Source organism: uncultured Jatrophihabitans sp., from assembly GCF_964244045.1.
Classification (GTDB): Bacteria; Actinomycetota; Actinomycetes; order Mycobacteriales; family Jatrophihabitantaceae; genus Jatrophihabitans.
Genome location: NZ_CAXTHK010000016.1, coordinates 80,805 through 97,188 on the forward strand (window position 1 = coordinate 80,805; position 16,384 = coordinate 97,188).

17 protein-coding genes and 2 pseudogenes are annotated in these 16,384 nt (G+C 66.5%); 15 read left to right on the plus strand and 4 right to left on the minus strand.

Features of this window, described 5'->3' with window-relative positions; translation table 11 throughout:
- Positions 1-49: 49 nt before the first annotated feature.
- From ACFFC4_RS13285 to ACFFC4_RS13325, 9 genes are all read left to right on the plus strand, one after another.
- Positions 50-1,609: a class I adenylate-forming enzyme family protein gene (locus ACFFC4_RS13285; RefSeq protein ID WP_375501594.1), complete on the plus strand. Its 1,560-nt coding sequence runs from the start codon at positions 50-52 to the stop codon at positions 1,607-1,609.
- Between the two features lie 60 nt (positions 1,610-1,669).
- Positions 1,670-2,455: an SDR family NAD(P)-dependent oxidoreductase gene (locus tag ACFFC4_RS13290; RefSeq protein ID WP_375501596.1), complete on the plus strand. Its 786-nt coding sequence runs from the start codon at positions 1,670-1,672 to the stop codon at positions 2,453-2,455.
- Positions 2,456-2,611: 156 nt separating this feature from the next.
- Complete coding sequence (locus ACFFC4_RS13295; protein WP_375501598.1) at positions 2,612-3,817, plus strand: amidohydrolase family protein; 1,206 nt, start codon at positions 2,612-2,614, stop codon at positions 3,815-3,817.
- Positions 3,818-3,889: 72 nt separating this feature from the next.
- Positions 3,890-5,017, plus strand: a complete 1,128-nt coding sequence (locus tag ACFFC4_RS13300) for an acyl-CoA dehydrogenase family protein (RefSeq protein ID WP_375501600.1) — start codon at positions 3,890-3,892, stop codon at positions 5,015-5,017.
- A 17-nt stretch (positions 5,018-5,034) separates the two neighbouring features.
- Positions 5,035-6,321 carry an acyl-CoA dehydrogenase family protein gene (locus tag ACFFC4_RS13305; protein ID WP_375501602.1) on the plus strand — a complete coding sequence of 429 codons (1,287 nt, stop codon included), beginning with the start codon at positions 5,035-5,037 and terminating at the stop codon, positions 6,319-6,321.
- A 156-nt stretch (positions 6,322-6,477) separates the two neighbouring features.
- Positions 6,478-7,104, plus strand: a complete 627-nt coding sequence (locus ACFFC4_RS13310; protein WP_375501604.1) for a hypothetical protein — start codon at positions 6,478-6,480, stop codon at positions 7,102-7,104.
- A 122-nt stretch (positions 7,105-7,226) separates the two neighbouring features.
- Positions 7,227-7,628 carry a hypothetical protein gene (locus ACFFC4_RS13315; protein WP_375501606.1) on the plus strand — a complete coding sequence of 134 codons (402 nt, stop codon included), beginning with the start codon at positions 7,227-7,229 and terminating at the stop codon, positions 7,626-7,628.
- 37 nt (positions 7,629-7,665) lie between these two features.
- Positions 7,666-8,148, plus strand: a complete 483-nt coding sequence (locus tag ACFFC4_RS13320) for a nitroreductase family deazaflavin-dependent oxidoreductase (RefSeq protein ID WP_375501608.1) — start codon at positions 7,666-7,668, stop codon at positions 8,146-8,148.
- Between the two features lie 71 nt (positions 8,149-8,219).
- Positions 8,220-8,366 carry a DUF1059 domain-containing protein gene (locus ACFFC4_RS13325; RefSeq protein WP_375501610.1) on the plus strand — a complete coding sequence of 49 codons (147 nt, stop codon included), beginning with the start codon at positions 8,220-8,222 and terminating at the stop codon, positions 8,364-8,366.
- A gap of 113 nt (positions 8,367-8,479) precedes the next feature.
- Here the strand turns inward: ACFFC4_RS13325 and ACFFC4_RS13330 are convergent, their stop codons facing one another.
- Together ACFFC4_RS13330 and ACFFC4_RS13335 are read right to left on the minus strand one after the other, a co-directional pair.
- Complete coding sequence (locus ACFFC4_RS13330; RefSeq protein ID WP_375501612.1) at positions 8,480-9,970, minus strand: aldehyde dehydrogenase; 1,491 nt, start codon at positions 9,968-9,970, stop codon at positions 8,480-8,482.
- 43 nt (positions 9,971-10,013) lie between these two features.
- Positions 10,014-10,886, minus strand: coding sequence for a mycofactocin-coupled SDR family oxidoreductase (locus ACFFC4_RS13335; RefSeq protein ID WP_375501614.1), 873 nt, complete (start codon positions 10,884-10,886; stop codon positions 10,014-10,016).
- A 264-nt stretch (positions 10,887-11,150) separates the two neighbouring features.
- On the opposite strand from ACFFC4_RS13335, the gene ACFFC4_RS13340 reads away from it, so the two are divergent.
- The 3 genes from ACFFC4_RS13340 to ACFFC4_RS13350 are packed head-to-tail and all read left to right on the plus strand — an operon-like array spanning position 11,151 to position 13,839.
- Complete coding sequence (locus ACFFC4_RS13340; protein WP_375501616.1) at positions 11,151-12,329, plus strand: acyl-CoA dehydrogenase family protein; 1,179 nt, start codon at positions 11,151-11,153, stop codon at positions 12,327-12,329.
- Between the two features lie 23 nt (positions 12,330-12,352).
- A complete protein-coding gene (locus ACFFC4_RS13345; protein ID WP_375501618.1) occupies positions 12,353-12,811 on the plus strand; it encodes a hypothetical protein in 459 nt (152 codons plus the stop codon).
- Between the two features lie 56 nt (positions 12,812-12,867).
- Positions 12,868-13,839, plus strand: coding sequence for an SMP-30/gluconolactonase/LRE family protein (locus ACFFC4_RS13350; protein ID WP_375501620.1), 972 nt, complete (start codon positions 12,868-12,870; stop codon positions 13,837-13,839).
- A gap of 326 nt (positions 13,840-14,165) precedes the next feature.
- Here the strand turns inward: ACFFC4_RS13350 and ACFFC4_RS13355 are convergent, their stop codons facing one another.
- The gene (locus ACFFC4_RS13355) at positions 14,166-14,894 is read right to left on the minus strand and encodes a hypothetical protein (protein ID WP_375501634.1); all 729 of its coding nucleotides are present in this window, start codon (positions 14,892-14,894) and stop codon (positions 14,166-14,168) included.
- Here ACFFC4_RS13355 and ACFFC4_RS13360 point away from each other — a divergent pair.
- Complete coding sequence (locus tag ACFFC4_RS13360) at positions 14,799-15,329, plus strand: DoxX family protein (RefSeq protein WP_375501622.1); 531 nt, start codon at positions 14,799-14,801, stop codon at positions 15,327-15,329. The two genes, ACFFC4_RS13355 and ACFFC4_RS13360, sit on opposite strands and share 96 nt — an antisense overlap.
- Before the next feature lie 87 nt (positions 15,330-15,416).
- Here the strand turns inward: ACFFC4_RS13360 and ACFFC4_RS13365 are convergent, their stop codons facing one another.
- Complete coding sequence (locus ACFFC4_RS13365) at positions 15,417-15,656, minus strand: hypothetical protein (RefSeq protein ID WP_375501624.1); 240 nt, start codon at positions 15,654-15,656, stop codon at positions 15,417-15,419.
- A gap of 227 nt (positions 15,657-15,883) precedes the next feature.
- Here ACFFC4_RS13365 and ACFFC4_RS13370 point away from each other — a divergent pair.
- Together ACFFC4_RS13370 and ACFFC4_RS13375 are read left to right on the plus strand one after the other, a co-directional pair.
- A pseudogene (locus ACFFC4_RS13370) lies at positions 15,884-16,127 on the plus strand (IS256 family transposase); the annotation flags it as partial.
- Between the two features lie 38 nt (positions 16,128-16,165).
- A pseudogene (locus tag ACFFC4_RS13375) lies at positions 16,166-16,270 on the plus strand (helix-turn-helix domain-containing protein); the annotation flags it as partial.
- Between the last annotated feature and the right edge of the window lie 114 nt (positions 16,271-16,384).

Below are 16,384 nucleotides of genomic sequence, written 5' to 3' on the forward strand. Positions count from 1 at the left end.
TGCGAGATGGGCGAGGAATGATCAACTTCGAATGCGCACCGTGACTGGGATGCTCTGGGAAATCGACAGCTTTGCCGTGCTCATCGACGCACGGGCCGAGTTGACGCCGGATGCGACGATGCTCGTCGACGACTGCGGTGACACGGTCACTTTTGCGGGTTACCGCAGTCAGGCGCGGGCGCGCGCCCGCGAGCTCGCCGACCTGGGCATCGGCTCCGTCTCGACCGTGTGCTGGCAGCTGCCCAACACCGTCGACGCCATGGTGCGGTTCGGGGCCCTGGCCCTTCTCGGCGCGCAGCAGGCGCCGATGCCGATCGCCTACCGACGTCGCGAGATCGGTGAGCTGTTACGCCTCGCCCGCCCGGACCTCGTGGTGAGTGCCGGACTCCAGGGCGGTCGCGACCACGACGTGATCGTGGCCGAGGCGATTGCCGATGTCGACAAGGCCATCGCCCAGCACCGGGCGGGGCCGTTGGCGACAGAGGACGTTCCTGACCTGGCGTGGGCTGGAACCGCCGAGAGCGTCTCGACCGCCGTCCGCTTTCTCTACGCCACGTCAGGCTCGACCGGGACTCCGAAACTCGCCATGCATACCGATGCGTCGATCCTGGCGTGGGTCCGTGCGCAATCCAGTGCGCAGCGCATCGGTGCCCGTGATGTGGTCGCCTACTCGGTGTCGCTCGCGCACATCGCTGGTGCGTATATGGTCGGCCAAGCCCTGGCATGCGGCAACACGGCACTCCTGCTCAATGGGTTCGATCCGGAGCGGACTACGGCCGAGATGGACCGGCACGGCGCGACCGTGGTCGTCGGCGTGCCGACGGTGTTCTCGGCTCTGGTCCAGTCGTGGCGAGAATCCGGCAGAGGCGCTGGTCTGGCGCGACTGCGGTTCTGCGCGAGCGGCGCGGCACCCAAACCGCCAGACCTGCACTCGGACGTTCGGGCGGCGATGGGCGGTCGGGGCCTCGTGACGTCCTATGGCATGTCCGAGGCCGGCGCCATCGCGGTGGCAACCCCGGATGACACCGATGAGCAACTCGAGAACACGGTCGGCCGGCCCGTCGGCGGGATGTCCCTGCGCATCGTCGGCGCGGACGGCACCGCTCTGGGCGCAGGCGAGGTCGGAGAAATCCGCGTGCAGGGCCCGGGCGTCTTCGTGGGCTATTCGGATCCCGCGCTGAACGGCGACGTGCTGGACGACGACGGGTACTTCCGCACCGGGGATCTCGGAGTGCTCCGGTCGGACGGGCACCTGGCGATCGTCGGCCGGCTCAAGGACGTGATCATTCGCAAGGGTGAGAACATCGTGCCTCAGGAGATCGAGAAGGTCCTGTTCCGGATGCCGGAAGTGCGCGACGCGGTCGTCGTAGGCGTGGCTGACGCGCGTGTGGGCGAGCGGGTGTGCGCCGTCGTGTCGCTCGGGCCGGGCCTGAAGCTGACGCTCGAGCAGGTGGCTGCGGCCTGCCTCGCCGACGGCCTGATGATGCAGAAGCTCCCGGAAACGCTGTATGTGATCGACGAGATCCCGCGGACCCCGACCGGCAAGGCGGACAAGGTTCGGCTGCGGGCCGACCTGGCCGCCGGCTCGTCTCGATCGCTCCCGGTTTGACGCCCGGACCGAACTCGTGCGACACGACAATCGATGAACGACAGTGAAGGAGTGGTCAGGGTGAGTGTCACGGACGGTGAGGAAGGCTTCACATCGACCCTCAGTCTCGCGGGCAGGGTGGCCCTGGTCACCGGCGCCGGTGGCGCTGGTGTCGGCGGTCTCGGAGTCGTCTTCGCGACCGCGCTTGCTGCGGCCGGGGCCTCCGTGGTGGTCAGCGACATCGACGGCGATGCCGCGCAGGCCGTAGCCGGCGCCCTGAGCGCCAAGGGAGGCAAGGCGATCGGCTGCCAGGTCGACGTCACGAAGGACGCCGATGTTCACGCACTGGTCGACCTGGCGCAGAGCACGTATGGCGGCGTCGACATTCTCGTGAACAACGCCGGGCTCGCGCGTGGACGCTGGTCGCTGGGCATTGACCTGAGCACGGAGGAGTGGCAGCAGATCTTCTCGGTCAATGTCGTCGGGGCGGTCGTCTGCGCGCGGGCCTGCCGTCCGGCGATGGTGGCGAGGGGGCGTGGCGTGATCGTCAACATCACTTCGATGGGCGCCTACCGCGAATCGGGAGCCTACTCCGTGTCGAAGGCGGCGCTGGCCAGTCTGAACAACCTGCTCGCCGCGGAACTGGGTCCCGACAACATCAGGGTGAACGCCATTGCGCCCGGCATGATGACGGCCAAGCTCGCGCCCGAGCAGGTGGCGCGCGTCGTTTCCGAGCAGAAGCTGCAGCGCCAAGGCAGCCCGCGCGACCTCGTCGGCGCGCTCCTCTACCTGTGCTCTGACAGCTCCAGCTTCGTCACCGGCACCACCATCAGGGTCGACGGTGGCATGATCCGCGGCCACATCTGAGCCGCACGTGCTCTCAAAATGGGGGCACGGGCCGTCGCGTGGTCGGCCGAGACGCTCGAATCGAGTTGCTTCATCCAAATATTAACTGGTCGAGTGACCACTTAAGATGATAGTCTGGTCGCCCGGACGGGCGTTGAGCAGTTGGGAGGCAGGTACGTGACGGTGGCACAGGCACAAAGGGATCTCGATTACCTTATGATCGACGCGGACACGCATTACTACGAACCTGCGGACTGCTTCACGCGGTTCATGGATCCGAAGTTGCGCGAGTCGGCGATCACCATTGAGATCAACGAGCGTGGCTTCGAGACGATTACCTGGAATGGAAAGCAGCTCGAGATCGTCGAGCCCGGATTCTTCCACAAGGTGCTGCGCCCGGGATCGCTCAAGGAGATGATGCAGGCGGTCAAGAAGGGCCTCACTTTCGCCGAGGCCGGCGTTCAGGCCGATCTCGTCCCAGAGTGGACGTCACGACCCGAGCGGCTCAAGGTGATCAGGAAGCAAGGTCTGGAAGCCACTTTCCTTTTCCCGACCTTGGGCGTGCTCTGGGAGCACCATCTGCGCAGCGATCCGCAGGCGCTGTACGCCAACCTGCACGGCTTCAACCAATGGCTCTACGAGGACTGGTCTTACGCCTTGGACGGGCTGTACGGCGCGCCGCTGCTTTCGCTGCGCGATCCGGAACTCGCCGTGCAGGAGCTGGAATGGGTGCTCGAGCGCGGTGCACGGATCGCGTGCATGAAGCCGGGGCATGCCTACGGCCGCTCGCCGGCGCACCCGATCTTCGACCCGTTCTGGGCCCGCGTGGAGGAGGCCGGCCTCGTCATCGGCTACCACATAGGCGAATCGGGCTACAACGAGCAGTATTCGGTCGACTTCAGCGAGCTGCCCGACCCCCCGCCGAATGGCAAGTCCGCGCTGCAGTGGTCCAACTTCTACGGCGACCGGCCGATCATGGACACGTTCGCCTCGCTCGTGATGCACAACTTGTTCGGGCGTTTCCCGGGCCTTCGCATGATCAGCGTGGAGAACGGGTCCATGTGGGTGCCCTACCTTCTGGCCGTCATGGACAAGATGAAGGGTATGGGCCGCAACGGCCGATGGGTCGGTGGCCGGGTGGACGGACGCCCCAGCGACATCTTCAAGCGGCACATCTACGTCTCCCCGTATCCGGAGGAGGACGTACAGGCTCTGGTGGACGCGATCGGCGCAGACCGCGTGCTGATGGGGTCGGACTTCCCGCATCCGGAAGGTGTGGCCGAGCCGGCCGAACTCGCCGACCGGACCAAGCCGCTCGGTGAGTTCGTGCAGCGGCGGTTCTTACGCGACAACGCCTACGAACTGCTGCACCCGGGGGCCTGAGCGCCTCGCCGCTCCGCCTGGTAGCCCGGCCGTCGACAGGGGTCGAGGGACGGCGAGGAAAGGCATGACGACATGGACCTGCTACTCAGCGATGCGCAACGGACGCTTCTCGATACTTCGATGCGATTCATCAAGCGCGAGTGGCCGATCGCCCGCGTCCGCGACGCGGCGCTCGGAACCGGAGACGACGGCCGGTCCCGTACCGCAGCCGAGCTGGGGTGGTTCACCCTGCTCGTACCGGAGGAATTCGGGGGTGGGTCGCTGTCCGACGACCCGCTCGTGGACTGCATACTCGTGGCACGCGCCCGCGGGGCCGACCTGTGTCCGGACAACTTCGTCGGCACCAACGTGGTCGCGGCGGCCCTGGCGGCGGCCGGATCGACGGACCAGGTCGAGGTGTTGCTGTCCCAGCTGATATCTGGCGCGGTGACGGCGGCGTGGGTCGCTGGCGGTACCGGCTCCGGAACAGGTCCGACCGCAGGTGTCTCCTCGCAGCACATTAGAGGCGGTCCCGGGTACATCCTGCGTGGCAAGAAGGCTGCAGTGGCCGACGTCGTGACATGCGACTGGATCTTGGTGTCGGCCTTGACCGGTGGGGGTGGGGCGAGCCAGTTCCTTGTGCCGGCCGATGCCCCCGGCGTCCGCATCGTCGAACTCGACGGACTCGACATCACCCGTCGCTTCGCCGACGTCTTGTTCGATGACGTGACCGTCCCGGAGGCGGCTCTGCTCGGCACCTGGGGCGAGGCCGCCGAACTGATCGACCAGCAATTGCAGCTGGCGGCGGTCCTGACCATGGGCGAGATGGTGGGCGCGATGACTGCGGACTTCGCGCTCGCGCTGGACTACGCCAAGACACGGACTGCCTTCGGTCGCCCGATCGGGTCGTTTCAAGCGGTGAAGCATCTGCTCGCCGACACCAGTCTCCTGGTGGAGACGAGTGACGCAATGGTGTTCGCCGCGGGGCGGGCGCTGGGACGCCGAGAAAGCCGGGCGGCCGAGGCCGTGTCCATGGCCAAGGCGTACGTCAGTGACGCCGGCATAGAGGTGGTACACAACTGCTTCCAAGTGTTCGGCGGCGTCGGCTTCACCTGGGAGCACGACCAGCATCTTTATCTACGGCGGGTCACGACTGATGCCCTGCGCTACGGCGATGCCTCTTGGCACCGCGAGCGGCTTTGCCAGCTCGTCGGCGTATGACGGTGAGGACGGTGACGGTGAGGACATCTGAGACGGCCTCCGCGGCGGGCACGGCGACCGCGGAGCTTGAGCGGTTTCGACGCGACGCGCGCAGCTGGCTCGCGGCCAACCTGCAACTCGACGTCCCCGGCGGACGAGGCGCGCGCCGGTTCCGCCACCTCACGCCGGAAGACGTTACAGCTGAGCGCGCATTGCAGCGCCGCCTGTTCGACGCCGGCTACGCGGGCATCGCCACGCCCACGGAGTACGGGGGCCAGGGGCTCAGCCAGGCCCATCAACGGGCCTTCGACCAGGAAGCGGCTGCCTATCGACTCCCGGACTTCGGTGTCGTCAGCGGCACGACCGAGCTTTGCCTGCGCACGATGTTGGCGCACGGCGGGCCAGACCTGTTGGTCGGGCACGTGCCGAGAATCCTGGCAGGGGACGAGGTCTGGGCGCAGTTCTTCTCCGAGACCGAGGCCGGTTCCGATCTCGCCGGCGTTCGCACCCGGGCCGAGTGGCGCGACGGCCGCTGGGTGATCAACGGTGGCAAGGTGTGGTCCAGCGGCGCGTATTTCTGCGACTACGGCATGGCGCTCACCCGAACCAATTGGACGGTGCCCAAGCATCGCGGGCTCACCTGGTTCGCCATTCCGCTGACGGCGCCCGGCGTGTCGGTGCTACCCATCAATCAGATCAACGGGGACACCGAATTCTGCCAGGAGTTCTTCGACGACGTGACCATCGAGGACTCCGAGCGGATCGGCGCGGTTGACGACGGCTGGACGGTCGCGCAGACGGTACTGGTACTCGAACGTGGCTTCGCGGAGGAAGGCGCGACCAGCTCGGCCAACCTGGCCGGCGAGGTCTCCGACTTGATCCGCCTCGCCAGGAAGAGTGGCAACTCCGATGACCCGGTCGTGCGCCAGCAGGTCGCCGCGGCCATGATCTCCGACTTCGCGGTGGCGACCGTCGAGGAGCGCGTCCAGGAACACATGGCGGTGAATGGGTCCGCGGATGCCGGGGTCGCCGCCTACGCCGCGTTGGCCGCAGGGGTGGCCGCACCCGAGCGCGCCAAGATTGCGATCCGGATCGCTGGGCTTCATGCCCTGATGTGGTCGACGGACGACCCCGGCGGAGCCGTGATCGCGGAGGAATACTTGAACAGTAGGCGGAAGGCGATCGCTGGAGGCACCAATGAAATCCAACGCAACGCCATCGGCGAACGTGTGCTGGGTCTGCCTCGTGAGCCATCGTTCGACAGCCGCAAGCCGTTCGGTGAGGTGATTCGCGATGCGAAGAACTGGAACGGGCGGGTGAGCTGATGTCGGACGCCCCCGGGACCGGTCATGACCGATTCGGTTCGCGACCGGAATCCGTCGTTGATAGCTTACTGGCCGCATAGTAAGGCTGCGCTGGCCATTTCAGGTCATGTGGCCGGCGCCGAGGTGCGCGAAACCCATATCGATGAGGAGTAGTACATGAGTTCAAGGCGGGGTGTGCTGCTCCATGGGGAGTGGTGGGACGTGTCGACGGTGGACGAGGACACGCGACGCGAGATGCGCCGGAGCATTGAGGCGTTGGAGGAGATCGACGTTGTGCGGTCGTCGTCGACGGGCGCGGACGTCCATGACGCCAATGCGCTGATTGTGCTGATCGTCCTCGATGACTTCCAGTCGCTCACGCACTATCGCAGCCAGCCCGCGTACCGCGCGATGGCCGAGTACATCTCGCCGCTGGGCCTGTACCCCGACAAGATGATGCAATTCAACATCGAGATGCCGGCGGACGCCCCGGCCGTCGCACCGCACCCGACCCTGCTGATGCACGGGTGCCAGGTCGATGCGGCGAAGGTCGGCGACGATGTCCGGGCCGAGCTGATCACGTTGATGATGCAGCTCGGACGCGGCGACGAGGTGCGCACGGCGACCGCGGGTCACGACTTGGTGGCAACCGACGCGATCTCGCAGGTCGTGTTCCTCGACAGTGGCGAGCAACTGAAGCAGCACGTGGCCAAACCGGCGCAGTCCGAGCTGGACGCGCTCGTCGCACGTGAGCACCTGCCGCGCACGCAGTTCTCTCTCGAACTGCCCCGGGCACCGTGGTGACCGATGTCGGCTGGTGATCTCGTGAAGGAGCTCGAAAGTTTTCGATGGTTCGAGAGGAGGAGCACGTGAGCAATCAAACGGCGAGCGGCGTTGCAGCCGTCCGGACGCCAGTCGACGGGTGCTTGATCTGCGAGGAGTCGCAGGGCCCGGACAGCAAAATTATCTTCGCCACCGAGCATCTGGTGGGCTACGCGTCGCGCGTTTATCCCTGGGGCGTCATTGTGGCGACTCAGCGCCACGACTGCGACGGCCCCTGGGCGCTGAACGACGCCGAGGCGGTCGAATTGGGCCGGCTGGTCCCGCGCCTTTCGGGAGCCATCCGCCGCACCGGCAGCCCGGCGACGTACATCGTTGCCTTCAACGAGGAGCTCCCACTGGCACACTTCCACATCGGGTTTCTGTCGCGCTACCTCCCGCTGTCCGAGGCCGAGCACGTCGCCATGCACGACCGCGTGGAGCAGGAAGCCGTCGATCCGGTCCAGGTCGCGGCCGACGTCGCGGCCGAGCTGCGCGCCCAGTTCTGAGCAGTGTCGAACCGCAAATGACAATGAGAGGCACGAGATGAGCAACGAAGACCACCGCAAGCAGGAGCTACAGACCATCGCCCGCTACGAGGCCACGAACGGCGCACACGCCGGCGATGGGTGGCTCGAGGGCTTGCCCCTCGTCATCCTCACGACTGTGGGTCGCAAGAGCGGCGAACCGCGAAAGGTCGTGCTCGTCCGATGCGTGCACGACGGGGTTTATGCGGTCGTGGGGTCGGGGCCTGACCCGATCGGGGGCACCCCGAAGCATTCGCAGTGGTACCTGAACATTGTGAACGACCCCAATGTGACACTTCGCGATCAGGACACGATCTACGACGCCGTCGCGCGCACCGCCAGCCCGGAAGAGAAGGCGGAGTGGTGGCCGCGGGTGTGCGCGGTGTGGCCGGACTATGAGAGCTACCAGGCGAACACCACCAAGAACATCCCCGTCGTGCTCATCGAGCCCAAGTTGCCGGGGCGTCCTGCCGAGCCGGCGAATGAGCCCGCGACGCCGTGAATCTACGCCGAGCGGCGCGATACCGCCGGATGATCGCTCGACCCTGAGAGAGGAGTCCGCTTGTGAAAGCCATGACCTGCCCTTGCGGCCAAGAGCTACGTGGTGAGACCGAGCAGGACTACGTCGACGCTGTGACCGACCACGTAGCCGCCGCTCATCCGGAACTGGTCGGCAAGTACTCGCGCGAGGAGATGCTCTCGCGCGCGCACGACGAGTAGGCAACGCTGGGGTGGCTTCGTGTGCGACGAATCCACCCGGACCTCTGGGCGGGGTTAGCACCGGTGCCCATCCTGCCCGTCGTCCGACCGCTATCGGGGTCGGCTGCGTCGAGTCAGGAGGCGTCGGGAACTGGCCCGTCGAGGACGACCAGCTTCGATTCCAGGTACATCTGCAGGCCCTCGATCCGACCCTCCCTGCCGATGCCAGACTGCTTGAACCCACCGAACAGGATGCCGTTGTCGCCGCGGCAGGCGTTGTGGCCGACGGTGCCGCTGCGAAGGCGTCGCGACACGGCCAGTGCGCGGTCCACGTCGTTAGTGAACACCGACGCGTTGAGTCCGAAAATCGTGTCATTGGCTATCGCGACCGCGTCGTTCTCGTCGGCAGCGGGAATAACGCTGAGCACCGGTCCGAAGATCTCCTCCTGGGCGATCGTCGACGCGTTGTTCACGTGGGCGAATACCGTTGGTTCGATGAACCACCCGCGGTCGAGGCCGGCCGGGCGGCCGCCGCCCGCTACGAGCTGGGCGCCGTCGGCGACACCCTGCGCGATGTAACCCTCGACACGATCACGCTGGCGCCGCATGGCCAGTGGGCCCATGTTGGATTGCGGGTCGAACGGGTCGCCCACCTGCACTGAGCCGAACGCCGCGGCAAGGGCCTCGACGAACTCGTCGTGACGCTGCCGCGAGACCACGATGCGGGTGAGCGAGGTGCAGAACTGACCGGTCATCAGGGTCTCTGCGCCGGCGATGACGGCCGCCGCGCGAGCCAGGTCGAAGTCGTCGAGGATCACGGCCGCGGACTTGCCGCCGAGTTCGAGGCTGACGCGCGCGATGCGCTCCCCGCACAGCGAGGCGATGCGCCGCCCGGCTGCCGTGGAACCGGTGAAGGAGATTTTGTCGACGCGCGGGTCGCGTACCAACAGCTCCGATACTTCCCGGTCGGCCGTGACGAGGTTGAACACGCCCGGAGGGAGCCCGATCTGCTCGGCGACCTCGGCGATGAGGTAGCCCTCGCCAGGCGCCTCGGGCGACTGCTTGACCACGACGGTGCACCCGGCGAGCAGGGCCGGAGCGACCTTCGCCGGGATCTGTCCGAGCGGCGCGTTCCACGGCACGATGGCGCCGACGACGCCGACCGGTTCGCGCACGATCAGCCCGTGGTCACCGCCCATCATTGGGGTGACTCGCTCCTGGAACGGGAACGTGTCGGCCAGGTCGGCGTAGAGGTTGAACGAGAAGCCGCTTCCTTGCGCCATCATCGAGGCGATCGAGAAGAGGATGCCCGACTCGCGGGGGAGGATCTGCGCGGCGTCGGTCGCCCGTGCCTGGAGGCCTTCGGCGAAGGCCCGGAGGTAGCTCGCCCGTTCGGCGTGGCTCAGGCGGGGCCACGGGCCCTCGTCGAAGGCGCGCCGGGCCGCCTCGACGGCACGAGACATGTCGGCCGCCGACGCGGCCGCCGCGCGGAAGTACACCTGCTCCGTGGCGGGGTCGACGACGTCGAACGCCGAGTCGCTCGAGGGCGCGACCCACGCGCCGTCGATGAAGAAGCGATCCGGGTGGGCCACGGGTACGACCGGGGCGTCCTGCTGGCGGGTCATGGATTCCTCCTGATGCTCGAGCGGGCGGTATTTTCTCGACCGGTCATACGCCCGGGTCGAGCGCCATGTTTGCACTGCCTCCGCCGGCCAGCGCGACAGTTGTCTGGCCAGCGTCGACGACCATCGTGTGCCCGGTGATGTAGCGGCCGGACTCGGACACCAGGTGAAGCACACTTCGGCTGACGTCGAGGGGCTCCACCATCGGGATCGGCAGCGCGTTGGCATAGGAACGAGAGATCTCCGGCTGCTCGGCAGCCCAGGCGCCGAAATATTCGTTGACCACCATCGGCGTGTTCACGCCCGTGGGGTGGATCGAGTTGACGCGGATGTTGTGCTTGGCCAGGGTGCCGGCGTACGAGCGCATCAGACCGACTACGGCGAACTTTGCTGCCGTGTAGCCGTCATAGCCGCCGTCGAAGCTGGTGTTGACGATGCGGATGCCGGCCGCCGAACTCGTCAGCACGATGGCGCCGCCGTTTCCCGCATCGATCATGAGGGGCACCGTGCTCTGCAGTGTGTTCCACATGCCTGTGAGCAGGATGTCGATCGAGTCGTGCCAGGCTTGCCGCGACCTCGTGTACGGCCGCATCTGATAGTTCAGGATGCCGGCATTGGCAAGCACTATGTCGAGCCGGCCGAACTCCGCGTAACCGTTCTGGGCGGCCCGGCTCAGAGCCTCGTGGTCGCGCACGTCGACCACCGACGCCCGCATCTTATGGCCCGTCGCCTCCACCAGCGCGACGGTCTCGGCGAGGTCCTGCTCGGACGCCAACGCATACCCGACCGTGTCGACCGGGGCGCAAATGTCGACGCCGACGATATCTGCCCCGTGCTCGGCGAGCAATATCGCGTGGGAACGCCCTTGACCGCGGGCCACCCCAGTGATGAAGGCTACCTGCCCGGACAGATCGTTCATGGGTCCTCTCCCGCGACCGGGGTCTCGTACACGCCGCCTCGATATAACTGGCTGAGTAGTCAGCGTAACGGATCGGAGGAGATTTTGGCGGAACAGGTCCGACCCGGAGAGCCGACCCTTGATTCTGGACGTGCGGCCAGTTAATATTTATTTTGAGAACCGAAGCTCTTTTGATCGGCACGAGTGCGCAGTACCGTGAGGGACGGCCATTTGGCGTGTATCCCGCGGTTGTCGGAGTTGCGGAGGACGATAGTGACGGATGCTATGGCTATTGATGCTGTCCAACTGGCCCGATCGCTGGCGCCGCTGATCGATAGCGAGTCGGTGGCGGCCGCGCAAGAGACCACACTGACGGCGCCGGTCGTGGATGCGATCAAGGCGTCCGGGCTGTACCACCTGATGCTGCCGGTCGAGATGAACGGCTGGGGCGCCGAGATGTGGACGGCGGTCGAGGTGATCGAGGAGCTCAGCCGCCCCGACCCCTCGACCGGGTGGGCATTCATGGCCAATGTCATGGGCAGCGCCATGATCGCCCCGCGGCTAGGCGAGTCCGCGGCGAAGGAGATCTTCGGCCAGCCGGAGCCGGGCATTCTTGCCGGCATGGTCGCGCCAACGGGCAAGGCCCGGCCGGTCGACGGCGGATACATCATCAACGGCACCTTCAGCTTCGCCAGCGGTTCCGGCTACGCAAACTGGGTCACGGGCGGTGCGGTCGTCGAGACCGACTCCGGCAGAGAGATCCTCGCTTACGTCGTGCCCCGGGACAGCACAGAATGCCTCGGCAACTGGAATGTCCAGGGTCTGATGGCCACAGGTAGCTACGACTACGCGGTGCACGATCTGTTCGTGCCGCAGGAATTCACCTTCAACAACAACGAAGCTTCGCGCGAGGAGGGTTTTCGGGACCCGCAGACGCGCGTGGGCCAGCGAGCGCTCTACCTCGATCGCTTCGCCCAGGCGACGAGCGGGCACCTCGGCGTGGCGCTCGGAACCGCGAAGCGGGCGCTCGAGGAGATCACGCTCATCGCCGACAATGGCAAACAGCGTCGCAACGCGCCGCCGATCCGTGAGCAGCAACTCTTCCAGCACGGCTACGTTACTGCTGACGCCAAATTACGCGCCGCTCGGGCCTACGCCAAGGAGGCCATCCTGGCCGCGACCGAGGGGTTGTCCGACCGCGCGGAGAACACCGAACTCGAGACCCACCAAGTGCTGCAGTCGTGCTGCTACGCCGTGCAGTGTGCGGTGGAGGTCGTCGAATTCGCCTACTACTGGTCAGGCGCGCAGGGGCTGCGGGTTCCGCACCCGCTCGGGCGGATCGCTCGGGACATGATCCTGGGCGAAAATCAGCACATCTTCGTCGACACCACGATGCTCATCAGCAGCTACCCGGGTGTCTCCTCGAGCAACCGGCCCGCCGTGAACGCCGGCATTGGCGCCTGATGACCGCAGCGACAGGAGCACATATGAGCACGGTTGCCGACGTGGCGGCCGAACACAACCTTGAGCCGGTATCCGGCTGCATGATCTGCGAGCAGGCTTTCGCTGACGACCGCAAGATCGTTCTCGACACCGAGCAGTTCCGCAGCTACGTGACCGAGGTCTATCCGTGGTGCGTAATGCTGGTGACACGGAGACACGACTGTGACGGACCCTGGGCACTCAACGAGGCGGAGGGCGCTGAACTCGGTAAGATCATCCCGCAGCTGTCGCAGGCGATCCGCGCCATGGGAAACGAGCGCGTATACGTCCTGAACTTCGGCGAGGACATCCCGATCCCGCATTACCACCTCGGGTTCTTCTCCCGATGGGAGGCAATATCCGAAGCCACCCATGAGGTCCTGTACGCCCGCGCCAAAGAGGTGAAGGACCCGGTCCAGGTCGCTTCTGACTTCGCGAAGCAGATCCGCGACAACCTCGGCTGACGCCACCGTCCCGCCCCAGGGCCGGGGGGGTCGCGAGCGACCACAGGAGGAGCGGCATGAGCCGACCGACGTTGACCGAGGTCTCAGTGATCGCGCGTGGCGTGCGGCGCCCAGAGGGCGTGGCAGCATGTCGTGACGGGCGGGTGTATGCCGCGGACGGCAATTCGACTGTCGCCGAGATCCTTGCGGACGGGACATTTCGGGGGCTCGGCCGCCCCGCGCTCGAACCAAACGGTCTCAATCTGACGGTGGACGGCTCAGCGCTGGTCGTCGCCGAGTTCGGCAGTCACGAACTGCTGCGCTGCGAGGTGAGCACCGGCGAGGTAACTTTGCTCTGCGACACGGTGCAAGGCCGGCGCCTCAGTCGCCCGAACTACCCGGTCGTGATGTCCGACGGCACCATCTACTGCACGTCCTCGACCGCGAGCGACGTTATCGACTGCATCGTCCACGCGTACGACGACGGCTTCGTGTGTCGCATCCGGCCGGACGGCACCGCCGACATCGTCGCGGACGGTCTGCAGCTGCCGAACGGCCTGGCGGTCGACGCGGCCGAGGAGTTCCTTTACGTGGTCCGGACGAGCGTCGGCGATGTAGTGCGCTTTCCCATCCTGGGTGACGGCACCTTGGGTGCCCAAGAGCCTTACGGTCCGCCGCTCGGCGACCGGACCGAGTGGGGCGCGGACGCCGTCCGCTTCGCGTGGGGCGACAACCCGATCCGGGACTTCACCACCTGGAACCCGGAGCTCCAGCCGCGATGGGCCCTGCCGGACGGCTGTGCATTCGACGTCGACGGAAACCTATGGGTGACGCTGGCCGGCCGCAACGCCATTGTCGCCATCCTGCCCGACGGCGAGGTCTGCACGATCGTCGGTGCCGCCGACGAGCTGGTCGTGCGGCCGTCGACCGTCGCGTTCGGCGGCTCAGACTTGCGTGACGTCTACATCGGGTCGGCCGAGGCGTCGTTCGTCGTGCGCGGGCGAAGCTCGGTGGCCGGCCTGGCGTTGGCAGGCCAGGGACCGGCTTGACCGAGCCCGGTTAGCTGCCGTGATCCGGCGTGCGTTGGCCCGGGCGGGCTCACGAGTCAGCCCGAGCGGTCCCAGACGGTTCCCCGGTAGGCCAGTGTCTGTAGTCGAGGGGCCGGTATCGCCCGACCCCCCGGGTTGAAGTCCCCGGGCCCGGTTAAGCTCGATGGGTGGTGACGGCGTGGCGCTGATTCTCGACCTGGCCGGTCGGCCCGTCGCGCGGCTGGTCGTCTTGCGAACCGGCGAGCCGCGGCCGCCGGAGGAGGCGGACTCGGTTCAGCACCGTGTCGATGAACCCGCAGGCGCTGCACCTGGGTTGTGCCTAAAGTTCAGGAGAGCCGTAACGATTGCGTCCATCGAGAGCATCGTTGGCCCTCGTGTGGTGCGCCGAGGACATCATCGCCGGTCTGGCGGACGCCACCAGCCGCGGGGTCGACGGCCGCTACCGCGACGTCGCCCGCTGGACCCGCGCCCAAGTGCTGCTTGCCCGCGGCCCATGGCAAGCAAGCCATCGACTCGGTGTACCTCGACATCCCGGACCACGCCGGCGTGCGAGCCGAGGCCGAGGATGCCGTCGCCAGCGGCTTGGTTGCAAGGCCTGCATTCACCCGGCCCAGGTCGGTGTCGTCCGGGCCACTTACCGACCGAGTCAGAAGCTGATCGACCGGGCGTGCCGGCTGCCGATAGCGGCTGCCAAACATCCGGGCGTCTTCGTCCTCGAAGGCGCGATGATCGACGAGGCGGTGCTGCGGCAGGCCGGGCGCATTTTCGCCGCCGGACCTGCAACCGGCTCGACTCTCCCGATCAGGATCTGTCTCGATCCGTGCTGATCGACGAAGCGAGTTCGTCACTTTCCCAACCGTGGTGGAGGTAATCGTGCGTGAGCCAAGAATCGAGGGGTTCGTCGAGATGACTGACGACCAGCGCAGTGTGCGGTCCGCCGCGTCAGGGAGCGATGTCCGATGACAGGCCCCCGCGGCGTTGACGGTTCTGATGTCGCTGGCTTCATCCTGCGGGCGGCGATCGGCAGCACGATGATCGCGCACGGGATGAAGCACGCCCGTTCTCTCGAGGGCACTGCCGGCTGGTTCGGCTCTATCGGATTCGACCGACCGGAGCTGCAGGCACGGGCCAGCGCCGTTACTGAGATCGGCGCGGGCGCCGCCTTGGTGGTCGGTGCGGCGACCCCACTTTCTGCGGCGGCTGTCGTAGGGACGATGACGGTCGCCTACCGGTCAGTCCATGCGCCGAACGGTTACTTCGTCAATCAGGAAGGCTGGGAATACGTGGCCTTCCTTAGCGCTGCGTCTGTCGCGCTGTCGGCGCTCGGCGCCGGTCCGGCAAGTCTCGACCGGCGCCTTGGCCTCGACCGTCGCGGCGCGCCACTGCTCCGAGCGCTGCTGACCGCCGGTCTCGGCCTGGCGGGCGCAACAGTGCAGTTGGCGCTGTTCTGGCGACGTTCCGCCGCGGCACCAGGAGCAAACGGAAGCTGACCCGACCGCTGCCATTATCTGAGGCTGAGCCGGCCGCTTCGGTGACGTCCCCGTTGGTGGCGTAACTGCTCGGGCCTGACAGGTCGTTCAGAGAGCGGCGCGGACGGCTTGGATGACCGCCGCGGCATGCGCGATATCGACGGTAAGGTCTGCGTTGCCGATAGCCACGGAGAGCATGCGGGCGGTCACGATCACGACTTCTCGGGCCACGTTTGGTCGGGGGCGCCGGGAGTGCTCCGTCAACTCGGGAATCGTGAACTCCCGCTCTGGCTCCAGGTACGTCGCACCGAGAATTTGCAGCTGCGTGTCGCCGGGGAAGGTACGCAAGCCGAGGTGGACTGATACTCACACAACGTGTTGTTTCATGCGTTGTACGCATAGTTCAGCTCGTGAGGCATCGGACCCGGGTTCAGGGTTTCGAATCCCCTCAGCTCCACCACGTGGCCCGGCGTTTCTTGGCCCTTTCACGTTCGGCCAGGCGAGTCGGGCGGTCTTGACCCGACAGCAAGTTCGGCACGGGTCGCCCGCGCGCACCGCGGTACGGGGGCGGAACGCGCCTCATCATCAAGAACCGTGGCCAGTTTCCCAACGACGACTCGGTGATCAAGCTGCTCTGGCTGGCAATCCTCGACATCGAGGACAAACGAGCCGCCGCCCGAGCCAAAGAGAAAGGTAAAGCCCGCAACACCCCGGGTAGCCCCAGGACGCCTCATCGAAGGCGCCCAAACCCTCGGCTGGCGAGCCGCCATCAATGCCCTCGACCTGGCCTACCCCGGCCGGCTCCCCGCGGGCCCATAACCCACTTGATCTTGACCGCTTACACAGAAACTTGACAAGCTCGGTGGACGCTGCGGCTGCTGGAGAAACAGGTCGTCCTCACCGAGGGGATACCGCCGATGGATCACTCCACGATCGGGCGGGTCCTGAAAGGGGGCGCTTAAGCCTCACCTGAAGGCATGCTGGACCATCCCACCGCAGCACAACGCGGCGTTCGTCGCGGGGGACTGCCCCGGGTTCGGTTGACTCTCGGGGTGTGTTGATCAGGCCGCGGTTGC